A 16,644-nucleotide genomic window follows, 5' to 3' on the forward strand; every position below is an offset into this window, starting at 1 on the left:
TTCGCTCAGAATGACATACAATATTTTAAATAAACTAATTAAAGGAAATACTATGAAGATTGTTGTACTCTTGAAACAGGTCCCGGATTTAGTAGAAGATCTGGATATTGATGATAGTGGGACTTCGCTGGATTATGAATATCTAAAAATGAAACTTAATGAATTTGATGACCATGCTCTGGAAGAAGCAATACTCCTAAAAGAATCCGATGGGGCAGAAGTTGTTGCTGTTGCTATTGATGGCGATGATGTCGATAAAATGCTATTTACTGCGTTGGCCAAAGGAGCGGATAAGGCAGTAAAAATTACAGGTGCCGATCCTTATGCTGATAATCATGCCTTGGCAAAAGTTATGGCAGATGCCGTTTCGGGAATGGGTGCTGATCTGGTATTTACGGGTGTTCAATCTGCCGGTGACCGTGATGGCCAACTTGGTCCGTTGATGGCTGTTCATCTGGGATCGCCATCAGTAAGTGTTATAACAAGTGTAAAAGCATCCGGTAATTCTGTAACTATTGAAAAAGAATATTCCGGGGGTGTGATGGCAGAATTTGAAGTTGACATGCCCGCTGTTTTAGGAATACAAGCTGCACGTCAAACACCTCGATATGCACCGGTTTCAAAAGTACGTCAGATTCAACAATCTGCTTCACTTGAAGAAATTGCTGCCGGCTCAACAGACGGAGCCGCAAGTTCAACAGTTACAAAAATCGCCCATCCGGAAAAAGGTGGTGGGGCAAAAATGCTCTCCGATGTTGATGAGATTGTTGATATTTTAAAAGAGAAAGGGGTGGCCTGATGGGAGAAGTTTTGGTAGTTGCTGAACACCTGAATGGTGAATTGGCAGAAATAACATTTGAAATGATTGGAATGGCCAAATCCCTTGGTGGAGATATTAACATTGCTCTTCTTGGTGGCACAGATGAAATGGTTAATCAGCTAGGCGCTGCATCAAATGTGTATCGTGTTGACTGCGGTAGTGATTATAATCCTGAATCATATTCCGCTGCTTTAAAAGCAGTTGTTGATGCAAAATCACCACAGGTAATTATGGTTGGCAACAGCTCTATGGGAATGGATATGGCCAATACATTATCTGTCCAAAACGGATTGCCCTTTGCTGCGGCTTGCAAAAATATATCAGGCGGTGGAAACACAACTGTTGAGGCCGGTCTGTTTGGTGGGAAAATTAATGTTACGTCCGATTTAGGCGCAGGTGCATGCATAGTAACTGTGGCAGCCGGTTCCGTATCTGCAGATGAAGGCAGGGCTGATGGTTCTCCTGCAACAGAAAACATTGATATGCCAGCAACGGCAGGGAAAGTTCGCTTTAATAAAGTGATTATGCCTGAAAGCGCTGATGTTGATATCACTGCTAAAGAAGTACTTGTGGCAATAGGCCGAGGAATTGGTAGTAAGGATGATATCGAGGTAGCCGATGAATTGGCGGAAGTTTTAGACGCAGCTGTTGCAGCTTCACGTCCGATAATTGATGCAGGTTGGATGCCAAAATCACGACAGGTTGGTAAGTCAGGATTAAAAGTAAAACCCAAAGTTTACATCGCCCTGGGCATTTCCGGAGCGCCGGAACATATTGAAGGTATGAAAAGCGCATCAACAATTATTGCCATCAATACAGATAAAAATGCACCAATTTTTGATGTAGCTCATTACGGCATGGTGGGTGACTTATTTGATATTGCCGAGGAATTGACAGAAGCGCTTGAATAACATTTTGTTTTTTCTAAGCAAGGTGTCATACTGAACGCAGTGAAGTATCCCATCCGGGAAGGGGATTCTTCGCTATGTTACACGCCACTCAGAATGACAGATAAATTGATACTCTTTTTCAGGAGATTTAAATGCTCTCGTTTGAAGAACAAATTGCATTTATACTGCTTGTTATAATCTGCGGTGCAATAGCTGCTGTTGGATTTAGCAGGATTTTTAAAATCATAAAACTAGGCGCTCCGGCTGACCGCAGCGACAATCTTGTTGGCCGATTTATTAAAGCTTTAATTGATGTGGGTTTACAAAAAACCATATTTAAAGCAAGGCCTTTGGCAAGTACTTTTCATGCCATGATCTTTTTTGGATTTAGTTTTTATTTACTCGTTAATATTAACGATGTACTCGAAGCCTACGTAGAAGGGTGGACAACGATTGGGGGCGGACTTCTAGCTTCTGCCTTCAATCTTTTTTCTGATATTTTCAGCGTTTTTGTTTTGGTTGGAATGGTTTTCTTTTTGATCCGTCGTTTTATTGGAAAACCCAAAGTATTTGAGTTTAACAAGAATGTGTTGCTCAATCCATCGGTCGCAGCCGGTGGTGTAAAACGAGATTCGCTAATAGTCGGGATTTTTATTCTCATTCATGTTGGTTCACGCTGGCTGGGAACGGCTTTTCATCTGGCTGAACATGGTCACGGTGATCCTTATTTGCCAACTGCAAGCATGGTGGCTGGTTTGTTTAGCGGAATGAGTCCCGATGCCCTTACATTTGGAATTCACCTGACATGGTGGCTGGCAATGGGATTGATTGTTGTTTTCCTCCCATATTTTCCCTATAGCAAACATATTCATTTGATGATTGCGCCGGTAAACCTCGCTTTGGGCCGCCGAACAGCAAATGGTTTGATGGATTCAATTTATAATCCGAATTCGCCAGGGGCTGAAAAACTTACGGATTTACCCTGGCCGCAAATTGTTGACCCTTATGCCTGCATTATGTGTACTCGCTGCCATGAAGTATGCCCGGCACATAATTCGGGAACACCGTTAAGCCCATCTGCACTTGAAATAAATAAGCGTTATCTGATAAACCAAAAAGGTAAAGAAATCGCTGCCGGGAATTGCCCTGATAATCTTCTGGAAAGTGTTATTTCTGAAGATGCGGTTTGGTCCTGTACAACTTGCATGGCCTGTGTTGAAGTTTGCCCGGTTGGAAATGAACCGATGGCCGATATTCTGCAAATGCGTCGTAAAATGGTTTTTAACGCACAAATGCCCGATGAACTCGCAGAGGTTTTACGCAACCTCGATGAACAAGGCAATTCATTTGGCGAGTCTGCACGCAAGCGCACAAAGTGGACAAAAGGACTGGATGAAATAAAAGATCCGACCAAAGAACCGGTTAAGTATTTATGGTTTGTTGGAGACTTTGCATCATTTAATCAAAACTGTCAGGATACGACAAAAAAGGTTGCCCGGGTATTAAATGCTGCGGGTGTTGATTTTGGTATCGTGGCCAAAGGCGAAAAATCGGCAGGAAATGATGTACGCCGTGCAGGCGAAGAAGGGCTTTTTGAGGCACTGGCAGAAGATAATATAGCCATGCTGGAAGGCTGTGATTTTGAAGAAATTATTACGACAGATCCACATACTTTTAATGCACTTAAAAATGAATACCCTGCAAAAGGCGGGGAATATAAAGTGCACCATTATTCAACCTTTTTGTTGGATTTGATCAACAACGGTCAAATTGAATTGAAGAAAAAAGTAAGTGCAAAAGTGACCTATCACGACCCATGCTACCTTGGCCGTTACAATGGCATTTTTGATGCGCCACGTGAATTGATGAAAGCTTGTGGTGTTGAACTTGTTGAGATGCCGCGAAATAAAAATAATTCATTTTGCTGCGGTGCCGGAGGCGGACGTGTCTGGATGAAAGACCATGATGATATGACCCAACGCCCAAGTGAAAACCGAATTGAAGAAGCCATGAGCCTGGGTGAAATAAATTATTTTACAGTCGCTTGTCCCAAAGATATGACCATGTATGCGGATGCTGTTAAAACGTCTGGCAATGAAGGTAAGATTGAAGTAATGGATATTATCGATTACGTGCTTGAAGCAATGGATATCCGTGAACCTGCTGCAGAAGAAATTGTTGAGGTTCCGGCTAAATAATAAAGGCAATTTTTTCAATTCATCTATTTTGTCATTCCCGAGTATATTTGTCAGGAATCAAAAAATTTAGATTCCTGCTAAAAGCAAACAGGAATGACAATTTCAAATATCATTTAAGAAGAAATGAGTTTATGCAATCCGTTCTGGTAACCGGAGCAACAGGACTTGTTGGAAAACACCTCTGCTCAAAATTGCAAAAAAAGGGTTATGATGTAAAAATCCTTAGCCGCCAAAAAAAGGCCAGATCAGAATACAAGGCGTTTTATTGGAATCCGGTAGAGAATGCAATTGATAAAACTGCATTAGAGAAAACAGACTACATTATTCATTTGGCCGGGGCAAACCTTAGCAGCAAAAGATGGAGTAAAAAAAGAAAAAAACAAATTGTTGATAGTCGCGCTGGTACAACAAAGTTATTGTTTGAGTCAGTTTCAAGATTAGACAAAAAACCGATGGCATTTATTTCTTCATCCGCCGTTGGATTTTATGGAACAGAAACGAAAGATAAAATTTTTGTTGAATCAGATCCTGCGGCAGACGATTTTTTAGGAACTGTATGCCGGGAATGGGAAGAAGCGGCAGGTTTATTTAGTAAAGCCGGAATCAGAACTGTTAAATTAAGAACAAGTCTGGTGCTTTCAAATGAGGGCCCGCTTTCAAAAATTTTACTGCCAATAAAAATGGGATTGGGCAGTCCGCTTGGGAGTGGTTTGCAGTTTATGCCCTGGATTCACATTGAAGATTTGTGCAATATTTTTGTTATGGCACTGGAAGATTCAAATCTAAGTGGTGCATTTAATGCAGCAGCACCAGAACATGTTACAAATGAAGAGTTTACAAAAATCCTGGCCAAAGTCTTGAACAGGCCACTGTGGCTACCCAAAGTACCGTCATTTGTTTTAAAGGCTGTTCTTGGTCAAATGTCAATGATAGCTTTACAAGGTAGCAGGGTCTCATCGGAAAAAATTTCAAAGGCCGGTTATAAGTTTAAATATCCAACATTAAAAAGTGCATTGGAGAATATATGCAAAGTTTAGATTTCTGGACTAAAGAGCTTTTTAATTATTTTTTGATTTTTTTTGTTGTCATCTCCGCGCTTCGTCTCTATTCAATATTGCAACGCCCGTATAAAAAAGACTTATCCCAGCCAAAAGGCAGTTCCCGTTTTGGAGCATTTTACGCACTCACATTTGCCATGCTTCCCTGGAAAAAAGAAAGTACCAAAACACATTGGGCAACATATGCTGCAGGGATGCTAATGCATATTGCGGTATTTAGCGCCTTTCTTTATGCCATAAGTATCAGATTCGATCTTTGGCCGAATGTTATGCAAATCATTGTTCAGTGGATTGGTCCGGCAGGGTTGATTATGGCATTTGGGCTGTTTATAAAAAGAAACGTTGTAAGGCACATGCGTATCGTTTCAAATCTGGATGATTTTCTCTCTAATTTGCTTGTAGATTTTTACTTATTGGGAGCCGTTTTAACAGCTTACGATTTTTTATGGTTAGCGCTATGGAGGTTGGCTGTGATTCTTTTACTATTTTGGATTCCTTTAGGGAAAATTTTCCATATGTTGCTGTTTTTTGTATCCCGGTTATTGTTTGGCTGGCAGTTTGGCCGCCGAGGTGTAATTAAACATGGCACTCCTTTAAGTTATTAAAAACCAGACATTCCAGGTTTTAGAAACCTGGAATGTTTTATAAAAAAAGGTATATAATATGAGTAAACCTGCAGAAATTAAGAAAGCGTTTGATATCCTGGAAAGCAAACTTTCCATGCCGTTGGTTACTTATCTTGAAACTTGTACACACTGTGCTATTTGTGCGGATTCTTGTCATCTCTATCACATCGATCAAGACCCGATCCATATGCCATTTTATAAAGCAGAGAATCTGCGCCGGGTTTATAAAAGGCATCACACGGTGATGGGTAAACTTTTTCCATGGCTGGTTGGCGCCCGTAATTTAACCGATCAGGAAATGGATGGCTGGAAAGATAGCATTTATCAGTGTACCATGTGCCGGCGTTGCTCTATCAATTGCCCAATCGGAATCGATAATGCTCTGATCGTACGGACATCCAGATCAATACTTTCCGCAATGGGTAAAGCCCCGGAAATGCTGGAAGAGCATACTGAAAAAGCATGCACAGTTGGCAGCCCTTTAAGCGTAACCAAACAGGATTTTCTTGACAGGTTGGAATGGTTTGAAGAAGAATTGCAGGATGAGTTGGATGATGACGATTATGAAATTCCGATCGATCAAAAAAATGCAGACTATTTGTTTATCCCGGCCTCACTGGAAATGATGAAATTTCCTAAAACAATTATGTCCATTCTAAAAATATTTTACATGGCCAAAGTAAATTACACTTTCAGTTCGGTTCGCTATGATGTAACCAACTATGGCGTTTTTAACGGCGATGATGCCGCAACCAAATCGATTGCAATGAAAGATATTGAAGAGGCAGAGCGTCTGGGGATTAAAACGTTGCTTGTATCTGAATGCGGGCATGCATACCGTGCCTTGCGCTGGGAAGCCCCAAACTGGTTGCAAAAAGAATATAGTTTTGAAGTACAGGATATTGTTGAAGCTGTAGATGATTGGATCAAGGAAGGACGCATAAAACTTGACCCAACTAAAAACAAGGGACGGGTCACTTATCATGATCCTTGTAATATGGGACGCAACTCGGGAATATTTGAAGAACCTCGTGATATTATAAATAAAGTGTCGGATAATTTTGTGGAGATGACCCCGAACCGTGAAAACAACTGGTGCTGCGGCGGCGGCGGTGGAATGTTATCGATGCCGGAATATGAAAAAAACAGGTTAGATTCCGGGACAAAAAAAGCGGACCAGGTTAAAGCAACAGACGCTACAATTGTAGCGACAGCATGTGCAAACTGCCAGATGCAATTGGGCCAGGTTATGGATCATTTTGGGATTGAAGCAAAAATTGAAAGTGTTACTGATTTGGTTGCTAACGCCCTGGTGCCGGCAAAAGATGAAATTGAAGTAGAGGATGAATAATGGCAAAAAAAGAATATACTTTTCCAACAGATTTATTTTACGATGGTAAAAATCATATGTGGTTGAAAAAGGACGGTGATAACCACATCCTGGTTGGCATTGATGCTATCGGGCTGGATACGCTTGGCGACTTGGCCTACATAACTTTGAAACCAAAAGGAACGGAAGTAAAAAAGGGCGAGTCCATTGGAACCTTAGAGGCAGCAAAAATGACTGGGGATATTTTTGCCCCGGTATCCGGGAAAATTATTTCAATAAATAACGCATGTGTTGAAAATCCTGGAATTGTAAATGAAGATCAGTATAACAAAGGTTGGTTGGTTTCCATTGAAGCAACAGAATGGGAAAATGAAAACAACCAATTGATTTCCGGCGAGAACCTTCAGCCCTGGATTGAAGCAGAAATTCATCGTATGGAAACACAAGGTTTTGATGCCTGATGCATTGGCGCCTAATATGTGATGAGAATGTGAGCGCCAGTTTTGGCCTGGCTGCTGATGAGGTTTTGACAAAACACATTGGCCAGGGGAAATCCATCCCGGTTCTAAGATTATATTCCTACAAAAATTACTCGGCTTTGGTTGGCCGTTTTCAGGAAGTTGAAAGCGAACTAAATGTTGACTTTTGCCGAAAAAAGGAAATTGCCATTAACCGCAGACCAACCGGTGGTGGCGCCATTTTTATGGGTGAGGATCAACTTGGCATTGCTATGTGTATCCCTGGTAAAAGTGATGACAATTATGGTCGCGCGCGGGAATTAATGGGGCACTTTTCAGAAGGCATAATTAACGGATTAAATTCTATTGGAGTTCCGGCTCAATTCCGCAGGAAAAATGATATTGAAGTTAATGGAAAAAAAATAGCCGGTTTGGGCATTTATCGCGATAACAGTGGCGGCCTTCTTTTTCATTCATCCCTTTTGGTTGATATGGATATTGAAATGATGTTGAATGTTTTAAATACACCTTTTGAAAAAATTTCTGATAAGGAAGTGGACACGGTTTCAAAACGAATAACGACAGTTTTCAAGGAAACCAATTCTCATATCAATATGGCGGAAATGCGAAAATGTATTGCCGGTGGATTTAAAAGTTCATTAAATATTTCCCTTTCTGAGAGTAGTTTTGCCGAAACAGAAAAGCGAGAAATTGCAATTTTAGAAAAAGAAAAATATGCTCAGCAAGATTGGATTTATCAAACGCCGCAGGTTAAAGATGCTATTGGAACAGCTAAGCTAAAAACAGAAAAAGGACTTTTAGATATTCGCCTTACTTTGGCCGGTCAGCAAATCAAAGCCTTGTTTATTCGGGGTGATTTTTTTGCAGGTGAAAATGCAGTAGCCGATTTGGAGGGATCTTTTCGTTGGCACAGCACAAATCAGCAAAAAATTGAATTGACCTTAGATAAGGTATATAAATTGCGTAAAAATGAATTAGCATCATTACCACTTGGCGCTCTAAAAAAAGCAATAACTCTTGCTTTAAACAGGGCGAGAGTACTCGAAAAAAAACAATCATCGGAACCTTATGGTTGTTTTGTAACGCCGGGAGGAAGAGTACATGTCTAATGCACTACCTCTTTATGCGCCGCAATTTGCACCGCAAACCATTACAATAAATCCCATCTGTCAGGAAATCCGCAAAGAAAATTTTGCCGATAAGGTTACATTTTACGCACCTGGTTTAAAACAATATTCAACCGGAGAATACAAAGATCACTCTGTTACAGAATTTGTCTCGATTAGTGTGACAGGCGAAAACTGTGCACTTGATTGTGAACATTGTAAATCGAAATCGCTGCATGGCATGTTAGATCTGATGAATTTTAACGGCAGCATGTATGACATGTGTGATAGGTTAGCTGAAAAGGGGACAAAGGGAGTGTTGATTTCAGGTGGAAGTGATATTCATGGCCAGGTGCCATTGCTAAAACATATTCCTGACTTGATCCGTGCACGAAAGGATTTGGGTTTGGCTATTCGGGTACATCCGGGTTTGCCAGATGAAGAGACTTGTGCCGGTTTGGCCGAAGTTGATGTGGATGGCGTTATGTTGGACATAATCGGAGACCAGGAAACTATTACTGAAATTTATCATTTGGATAAAACGCCTCAGGATTATGAAGATGTGCTGGAACGATTACACCGATACAAATTACCAGCAATTCCCCATATTATTTTGGGCCATTATTATGGTAAAATGCTGGGTGAGTGGGCGGCCCTGGAAATGATTAAAAAATATCCACCCAAAACGATGGTGCTGGTAATTTTAATGCCACTTCAGGGAACAGGCATGGTTGTAGAAAAATTACCATCGCTGGATGAGATTGGCAGCTTTTTTGAATTATCACGAAAATCATTACCGCAGACTCCCATAATTTTGGGTTGTGCCAGGCCGATGGGACCGATGAAATTAGAAATTGACAAAATGGCTTTAGATGCAGGGTTAAATGGTTTGGCTTACCCCGCCGATGGCATGGTTGAATATGCCCGTGAGCAAGGGGTTGATCCAAATTTTATAAATGCTTGTTGTGGGGTTAACTGGTAAATGTATTTGATTGAGCTGTCATGCTGAGGGACGAAGCATCCCATTGATTCAGTGGGATTCCTCACTTCATTTTATTCCGCTCGGAATGACAGGATTGTTTATGAAGACAAAATGGAGAAATGAATGAGCAAAGCAAAACTTTCAATAGCCGAGCAGGCGGAAGTATATCAATTAAGCCCTGAGTATGTGCGCATTAGTATGGCAGCTGCCATAGAGCTTGGTTTAAAACCGGGACAATTGATGCGCGGTTGCGGATGCGGATGTATTAATCTTCTGCAAAATTACCCGGAAGGATGCTTTGCCAATTGCAGCTATTGTGGTCTTGCCCGCGAACGGCCAGGTGTTGCTGAAGAAAACTCATTTATCCGTGTTGATTGGCCGTTATACCCGACCCAGCTTGTGGCTGAAAAAATTGCTGAGAAGGAAGCTCAGAGTGAGGTTGGGCGAGTGTGTATTTCCCAGGTTCAGGATCCGCGAAATAATGATGATTTAATTGAGATGACCAGAATTATTCACCAAGCAGCCCCTACCGTACCAATCTCAGCATTAATAAATGCAACTACCATGACCGAGGAAGTTTTACTCCAATTAAAAGAAGAGGGTGTAGATATAATCGGTGTTGGTTTGGATGGCGCTTCGGAAGAAGTTTTTTATGAAACACGCGGAAAAGGCACAAAAGGCCCGCATGATTGGGAAGGTCATTGGAAAATAATAAACCGTGCCAGGGAATTATATGGGCCGATGAATGTAAACTGTCATACAGTGGTTGGTCTTGGTGAAAACGATCGGGAACTGGTAGACCTGTTTGCCGGGTTGCATGAAAAGAAAATAGCGTGTTATCTTTTTTCTTTTAACCCGGAAGAAGGAACGGCTATGCAGCATGAAGCTCGTCAGCCGATTGCTCGGCACAGACATGTTCAGCTGGCAAAATATCTGATAGAACACATGGATGTTGATAAATCTGCAGTTGAGTTTAATGAAAGTAACTTTATCTCAAGAATAAATGTCGATCAAAAAATACTAAATACAGCTATAGGGAGAGGCGTTGCTTTTATGACTGATGGCTGCCCGGATCGTCATGGTGTGATGAGTTGTAACCGCCCATATGGATCGTATCGCCCGGGCGAGGAATTTCGTGATTATCCTTTCCCGCCAAATGAAAACGATCTGCGAGTTATCGAATCTCAAATGAGGTTAAAAGAACTACAACCCTCAAATGGAAATGGCAACGGTGTCCATAAATAAATCAATCCGATTGATCAACCTTGGAAAAACTGAATCCTGGAAAACACAGGCGGTTTATCATGCTCTTGCTGAGAGAATGACCGAGGACAGCCAGGATACAATAATAATTTGCCAACCAGACACACCTTATTTGTCATTAGGCCATTTTCAATCTTTTAATTCGATTTTTGATTATCATCAAGTTAAACGCCTAAACCTACCTGTTTACAGTAGACGCATAGGCGGCGGTGCAACATATCTTGATTGCAACCAGTTGTTTTACCAATTTATTTTTCATCACTCTCGTGTGCCGGTTTTCCTGGAGAAAGCGTATAAAAAATTTCTTGCAGCTCCTGTTGAAACTTTAAAAAGTTTTGGACTCGATTGTAATTTAAGAGCATTAAATGAAATTGAAGTAAATGGCAAACGAATTGCAGGAATTGGTGGTGGTCGGATTGGTGATGCAGCGGTTATTGTGGGAAACTTTCTTTTTGATTTTGATTATGAGGCAATGAGTTCAGTGTGGAAATCGCCCTGGTCTGGTTTTAATATATTGTCGGGTGAAGCGATTAAAGAGAGGATTTATACTTTAAAACAATGTGCGCCTGATCTATCAGTAAAAGAGGTGTTTGAAAAACTGATTGGGTTATTGCCAAACTATTTTAACCGATCGATAAAAAATGATAAATTGACCACAGAAGAAAACGATACAGCCAGAAATGAACTTGAAAAATTGACGGTAAAAATCACTAAAAATAAAAATAATGAAGAATCTGAAATCCAAAAGAAGCCGCTAAAAATCTCAGCTGATGTATTCATTCATAATAGAAAAATTGCTAAGAAAGGCCACAGTTTCAATTTCAGTTTTAGAACAGACAAAGAAATTGTTACACGTGTAAAAGCAGAAAATGTTGGTTTTGAAAAAATATGTGCCGGATTAGTTAACATGCATCAGGGTGATGTTGATAAGGTACTTTCACAAGCGTCTGGTAGAAATCATGGCCAATAAATTAAAAGAATACTTGTCGGATCCATTCCTCAAACAGCTATATTCGGAGGTGCGCTCTGCCGGAAAAATACAATCTATTTCAATTGACTTAACGCATACCTGTAACATTCGCTGTGCCGGATGTTATTATTTTAATGACAATATGGATGTTGGACATCCAACAGCTGATGAGGAAACGTTTGATTCATTTCTCCAACAGGAGAAAGAACGAGGCACAAATTTTATCACCATCGTTGGTGGAGAACCAAGTTTAAAACCAAACCGCATGCGCAAGATTGTAAAAGGCTTTAAAGCAAGCGTTTCTACAAATGGCCTTAAAAAAATACCGATGGATGGCTTGGAAGAAAATTTGTCTATTGGTGTTTCTGTATGGGGAGATCATGAAACAGACATGCGGCTTAGGGGTGATGGAAGATTAGATATTTTCTCAAAAGCATTAAAAAACTATAAAGATGATCCGCGCGCTTTTTGGTATTTTACGGCCATTCCCGGATATGCTGATCAGATTGAGCCTGTTGTAGAAAAATGTGTGGAAAATGGCAACCATGTGTTGTTCAATTTTTATGGTGACCTCGAAACACTTGGAAATGAAATGGATCACCGTCGTGGTTTTCAGGAAACCAGAAAGGCTATTGATAAAGTTATTGAGCGATTTCCGGGCAAAATTTTTATGACTTCCTATTTAAGTAAAGTCGTCTCAACTGGAAAATTGTATGATCAATCCTGGGGCTATGATGTTTGTACCAGCTTTAGTACGAATAATCCTGTTAATTATAAACGCATGCAAAATGGGAACCCATTTGCTCCGGATTTTCGTGCTTATAATGCCGACCTAAAAACAACCCGTCGCTGCTGTACCGGAGTTGATCGAGATTGTTCATCATGCTTTGATGTTTGGCAGCATTTCTCCTGGGTTATGCTCAATATGAAAAAACATCTTGGCAGTAAGCAAGAGTTTACCAACTGGCTCACAACCATGTATATGTTTTATCTTATCAACCGCCTAATTGATTTTGAGAAAGGATCAAAAAATATTGCTGAGATCCACAACAGGCAAACTCCAAATGAAAATTATGCCGCAAGCCAGCTACTTGAAGCCATAGATGTTTAACGCAAATTAAACGTACTTAGGTTAAAACTATGTTTGGCCCTAAAATTGACCAACCTCATTCAAATGTAAGAAATTGTATTATCCCACATGAATTATTCTATGATGTTAAAAATCATCTTTGGTTGCGTGATGAACGAGATGGCACATGGACTGTCGGTTTAACGGACATGGCTCAAACTGCAGGGGGAAAAGTATTGCATTTTAAACCTTGGAAAATTGGGGTTAAGCGCAAAGGGAACAAACCTATCGCGATGCTTGAAGCTGCAAAATGGTTGGGGGTAATACGCGTTCCATTTCCTGTTACAATCATAGATTATAACAAAGAGTTGTTAGAAAATACTTATTCGATAAATCAATTTCCTTATACAAAAGGTTGGATTATCAGAATTAAACCGGATGATAATATTGATGTCCGCGAGTATCTTTTGGATGGTGAAACTGCAGGTAAAGAATACAAGAAAAACTTTGACGAATGGGGTTTGACAGATTGTGTCCACTGCCTGGGATTTGAAGTATGAGCAAAAAAATTAGGGTTGTCCTTTTTACACATCCTACCTGTGTTGGATGTGGAGAGTCTATTCGGCGTATGCAAAAATATGAAAAGGAAAATGATGAAATCGACTTTGAAATTATTAGCCTTGCCGGGGAAACAGGCAGGCGGCTTGGAGAGAAATGGAATATTCACTCAGTCCCAACAATTATTTTTGACAATGATCCTGAAAACCGCATTATGGGCATTCCAAAATTTTGAAACAGTAGCCTCGATTATTAAAAGCCTACAAACCAATAAAGATTAATATTTTCTTCCTGAAGTAGCAAAAACAAAAGTACAAAATATGAATTTGCCAACGCCATTTCATTTTATTAATTTAAACCCCTAAGAATTAGTAACTCTAAAAAGAGTGAATACCCTCAATGAAATCTAAAAGGAATTAAAATGCGCACATTTCTGATCCTATTATTTTTTATATTTTTTGGCTCAGCCATTTCTCAGGTTATCACAACAGACCCTCCATTTGCAACTGTAAACGATTCAATCGTTATCATCTTTGATGCAACTAAGGGTGACCAAGGTTTGATGGGTTATACTGGTAAAGTATATACTCACACAGGGGCAACGATTAACGGAACGCGTTGGCAAAATGTAATTGGCTCCTGGGGCGAGGATACTGGTATTAATGCACAGCCTGAACTTTCAAAAATCGGTACCGACCTTTACAAACTTGTAATTAGCAAACCGCATTCTTTTTATTCTGTAAATCCCTCTGATAAAATTACTGAACTTTCTTTTGTTTTTAGGAGCGCAGGATCAGATGGGCCAACCGGGCGTGATGTTGGAGGTGCGGATGTTTTTCTTGAGTTGTTTAAACCTGGTTTAACATTGACGCTCAACGAGCCTTTTATAGATGTTTCATTTGGTGATCCGCGCAGGTCGCCGGTTTTTACAGACGGTGAATTAACAATTCAGTCAATTGCAGTTACAATTGGTACAAAAATTTCTACTCATAAGCTGTATCAAAACGATATCCTGATTGCAGATGAAACAAGTGATACGCTGGATTATGTTTATACTCCCATGTACGAATCAGGGATGCAAGTTTTTAAAATCACTGGTGCAGATACAAGCGGTTTAAAAGATTCGATCGAGTTTGCTGTGATGATTACTCAGGAAAGCGTTATTGAATCACGCCCTGAAGGAGTTGTGGATGGCATTAATTATATAGATGCTAATACAGTAATTCTTTCTCTTTTTGCCCCATATAAAGAACATGTTTTTTTAATTGGGGATTTTAATGATTGGTTTGTTGATGAAAAATATCAATTAAAAAAAGATACGGGTAATCCCACTAATATTCATTGGTGGATTCGATTGGACTCACTAACTGCCCAGATGGAATATGCTTTTCAATATCTTGTCAATGGCGAAATCAGAGTAGCCGATCCATATTCTGAAAAAATCCTGCATAAGCATGATTCAGGCATTAGTGGCGCTACATACCCCAACTTAAAACCTTATCCAGAAGGGAAAACTGATTTTGCTGTTTCAGTTTTAGAAACAGGCCAGGAAGAATATGTGTGGGAAGTTCCTAGTTTTGAACGTCCACCCAAAGAAGAACTTGTAATATACGAGCTTCTTGTTCGTGATTTTGTAGCTACTCATGATTATAAAACACTAACTGATACGTTGGATTATTTGGAGAACCTGGGAATTAACGCGATTGAGCTTATGCCAGTCAATGAATTTGAGAACAATGAAAGTTGGGGTTATAATCCATCTTTCCACATGGCATTGGATAAATATTACGGTCCGCCTGAAGATTTAAAAAAGTTTATTGATGAATGCCATAAACGTGGAATTGCTGTAATTTTTGATGCTGTTTTGAACCATGCTTTTGGGCAGTCGCCATTGGTACGGCTTTATGCAACAGGTGCTTGGGGACCTCCTTCAGCTGAAAATCCCTGGCTTAACATTGAAGCGACACACCCATTTAATGTAGGTTACGATTTTAACCACGAAAGTAAATTCACACAAGATTGGGTAGATCAAATAAATGCATATTGGCTGAATGAATTTAACATTGATGGTTATCGTTTTGATTTGACAAAAGGTTTTATGCAAACGGGTGATTTTTACGATTATAATGCCTCCCGTATAGCATTGTTAAAACGTATGGCAGATGAATTGTGGAAGGTTGATTCTACTGCTTATATTACTTTTGAACACTTGGGTGATAACACAGAAGAAAAAGAATTGGCCGATCATGGTATAATGCTATGGGGACACCCAGGCGGCACTAATCCAGATATCGGGTATTATGAAGCGACAATGGGTTATCATGATGGAGGCAAATCAGATTTTTCATTAGGATACTTTAAAACTCGTGGATGGGCAAAACCACATTTAATTGCAAAAATAGAGAGTCATGATGAAGAACGACTGATGTACAAAAATTTACAGCATGGTAATAGTAGTGGTGATTACAATGTCAAGGATCTATCAACGGCATTACAAAGGATGAAGGCCGCCGCCGCATTTTTCTTTACAATTCCGGGACCAAAGTTGTTTTGGCAATTTATGGAAGTCGGCTATGACATTTCTATCAATCAAAATGGAAGAACCGGAAACAAACCCATTCTTTGGAATTATTTCCAGGATCCTGACCGGAAAAAGTTGTATAAAACATATGCGGCGTTATTAAAGTTACGTAAAGATGTTAATGTTTTCCGAGATCCGAATTCAGTTGTTAACCTGGCAGTTTCTGTTCCAGCTAAACGAATAAAATTGTCAGATGGTGAAATTAACGTCTCAATTATTGGCAATTTTGATGTTGTAACTAAGGAACTAAATCCGGACTTTCATAACACAGGCACCTGGTACGATTTTTTTACTGGCGATAGTATTGAAGTAGCAAATGCCACTGAGCCAATTGCTCTGGCTCCGGGCGAATTCCATATTTATACGGATGTAAAGCTTGAAACCCCTGATGAAGATCCGGTTACATTTATTAAGGAAGTTCATCAAAATAATCCGCAAAAATTTGAATTGGGCCAGAATTATCCTAATCCGTTTAACCCCCTTACTGCAATAAATTATAATCTTGCTAATGCAAGTGACGTAGAAATTACTATTTTCGATATTCAGGGTAGACGCGTTAAAACCCTGATCGACAAAAATCAAAATGCCGGAAATTATACTGTAAAATTTAATGCAACAGATCTTTCCAGCGGCACATATTTCTATACCTTTAGAGCCGGCTCTTTTGTCCAAACCCGGAAAATGCTTTTAATTAAATGACCAAGTGTAGAGATG

15 protein-coding genes are annotated in these 16,644 nt (G+C 40.0%); all 15 read left to right on the forward strand.

The genetic code is table 11. The annotated features are described in order from the left end of the window. The first annotated feature begins 52 nt into the window (after positions 1-52). Positions 53-799 (forward strand): electron transfer flavoprotein subunit beta/FixA family protein, encoded by a 747-nt coding sequence (locus HND50_16865; GenBank protein ID NOG46917.1) that lies wholly within the window; start codon positions 53-55, stop codon positions 797-799. Continuing rightward, on the forward strand, positions 799-1,731 hold the full coding sequence (locus HND50_16870; GenBank protein NOG46918.1) for an electron transfer flavoprotein subunit alpha/FixB family protein: 933 nt from the start codon (positions 799-801) through the stop codon (positions 1,729-1,731). Before HND50_16865 ends, HND50_16870 begins: the two co-directional genes overlap by 1 nt. A gap of 131 nt (positions 1,732-1,862) precedes the next feature. Further along, the gene (locus tag HND50_16875; GenBank protein ID NOG46919.1) at positions 1,863-3,908 is read left to right on the forward strand and encodes a 4Fe-4S dicluster domain-containing protein; all 2,046 of its coding nucleotides are present in this window, start codon (positions 1,863-1,865) and stop codon (positions 3,906-3,908) included. Positions 3,909-4,039: 131 nt separating this feature from the next. Then, positions 4,040-4,945, forward strand: coding sequence for a TIGR01777 family protein (locus tag HND50_16880; GenBank protein NOG46920.1), 906 nt, complete (start codon positions 4,040-4,042; stop codon positions 4,943-4,945). Continuing rightward, positions 4,933-5,571 carry a hypothetical protein gene (locus HND50_16885; GenBank protein ID NOG46921.1) on the forward strand — a complete coding sequence of 213 codons (639 nt, stop codon included), beginning with the start codon at positions 4,933-4,935 and terminating at the stop codon, positions 5,569-5,571. The genes HND50_16880 and HND50_16885 overlap by 13 nt, the downstream gene beginning before the upstream one ends. A 58-nt stretch (positions 5,572-5,629) precedes the next feature. Next, positions 5,630-6,943 carry a (Fe-S)-binding protein gene (locus tag HND50_16890; protein NOG46922.1) on the forward strand — a complete coding sequence of 438 codons (1,314 nt, stop codon included), beginning with the start codon at positions 5,630-5,632 and terminating at the stop codon, positions 6,941-6,943. Further along, on the forward strand, positions 6,943-7,383 hold the full coding sequence (locus HND50_16895) for a glycine cleavage system protein H (GenBank protein NOG46923.1): 441 nt from the start codon (positions 6,943-6,945) through the stop codon (positions 7,381-7,383). Before HND50_16890 ends, HND50_16895 begins: the two co-directional genes overlap by 1 nt. Then, the gene (locus HND50_16900) at positions 7,383-8,510 is read left to right on the forward strand and encodes a lipoate--protein ligase family protein (protein ID NOG46924.1); all 1,128 of its coding nucleotides are present in this window, start codon (positions 7,383-7,385) and stop codon (positions 8,508-8,510) included. The genes HND50_16895 and HND50_16900 overlap by 1 nt, the downstream gene beginning before the upstream one ends. Beyond that, a complete protein-coding gene (locus tag HND50_16905) occupies positions 8,503-9,489 on the forward strand; it encodes a radical SAM protein (GenBank protein NOG46925.1) in 987 nt (328 codons plus the stop codon). The genes HND50_16900 and HND50_16905 overlap by 8 nt, the downstream gene beginning before the upstream one ends. A 123-nt stretch (positions 9,490-9,612) precedes the next feature. After that, complete coding sequence (locus HND50_16910) at positions 9,613-10,734, forward strand: radical SAM protein (GenBank protein ID NOG46926.1); 1,122 nt, start codon at positions 9,613-9,615, stop codon at positions 10,732-10,734. Next, the gene (locus HND50_16915) at positions 10,721-11,722 is read left to right on the forward strand and encodes a lipoate--protein ligase family protein (protein NOG46927.1); all 1,002 of its coding nucleotides are present in this window, start codon (positions 10,721-10,723) and stop codon (positions 11,720-11,722) included. Before HND50_16910 ends, HND50_16915 begins: the two co-directional genes overlap by 14 nt. Then, positions 11,712-12,833, forward strand: coding sequence for a radical SAM protein (locus HND50_16920; GenBank protein ID NOG46928.1), 1,122 nt, complete (start codon positions 11,712-11,714; stop codon positions 12,831-12,833). The genes HND50_16915 and HND50_16920 overlap by 11 nt, the downstream gene beginning before the upstream one ends. Positions 12,834-12,862: 29 nt before the next feature. After that, entirely contained in the window at positions 12,863-13,351 is a 489-nt protein-coding gene (locus HND50_16925; GenBank protein NOG46929.1) for a hypothetical protein, read from the forward strand. Next, the gene (locus tag HND50_16930; GenBank protein ID NOG46930.1) at positions 13,348-13,584 is read left to right on the forward strand and encodes a hypothetical protein; all 237 of its coding nucleotides are present in this window, start codon (positions 13,348-13,350) and stop codon (positions 13,582-13,584) included. Before HND50_16925 ends, HND50_16930 begins: the two co-directional genes overlap by 4 nt. Positions 13,585-13,770: 186 nt before the next feature. Then, entirely contained in the window at positions 13,771-16,629 is a 2,859-nt protein-coding gene (locus HND50_16935) for a T9SS type A sorting domain-containing protein (GenBank protein ID NOG46931.1), read from the forward strand. The last annotated feature ends 15 nt before the right edge of the window (positions 16,630-16,644 follow it).

This window comes from Calditrichota bacterium, assembly GCA_013112635.1.
Classification (GTDB): Bacteria; Calditrichota; Calditrichia; order Calditrichales; family J004; genus JABFGF01.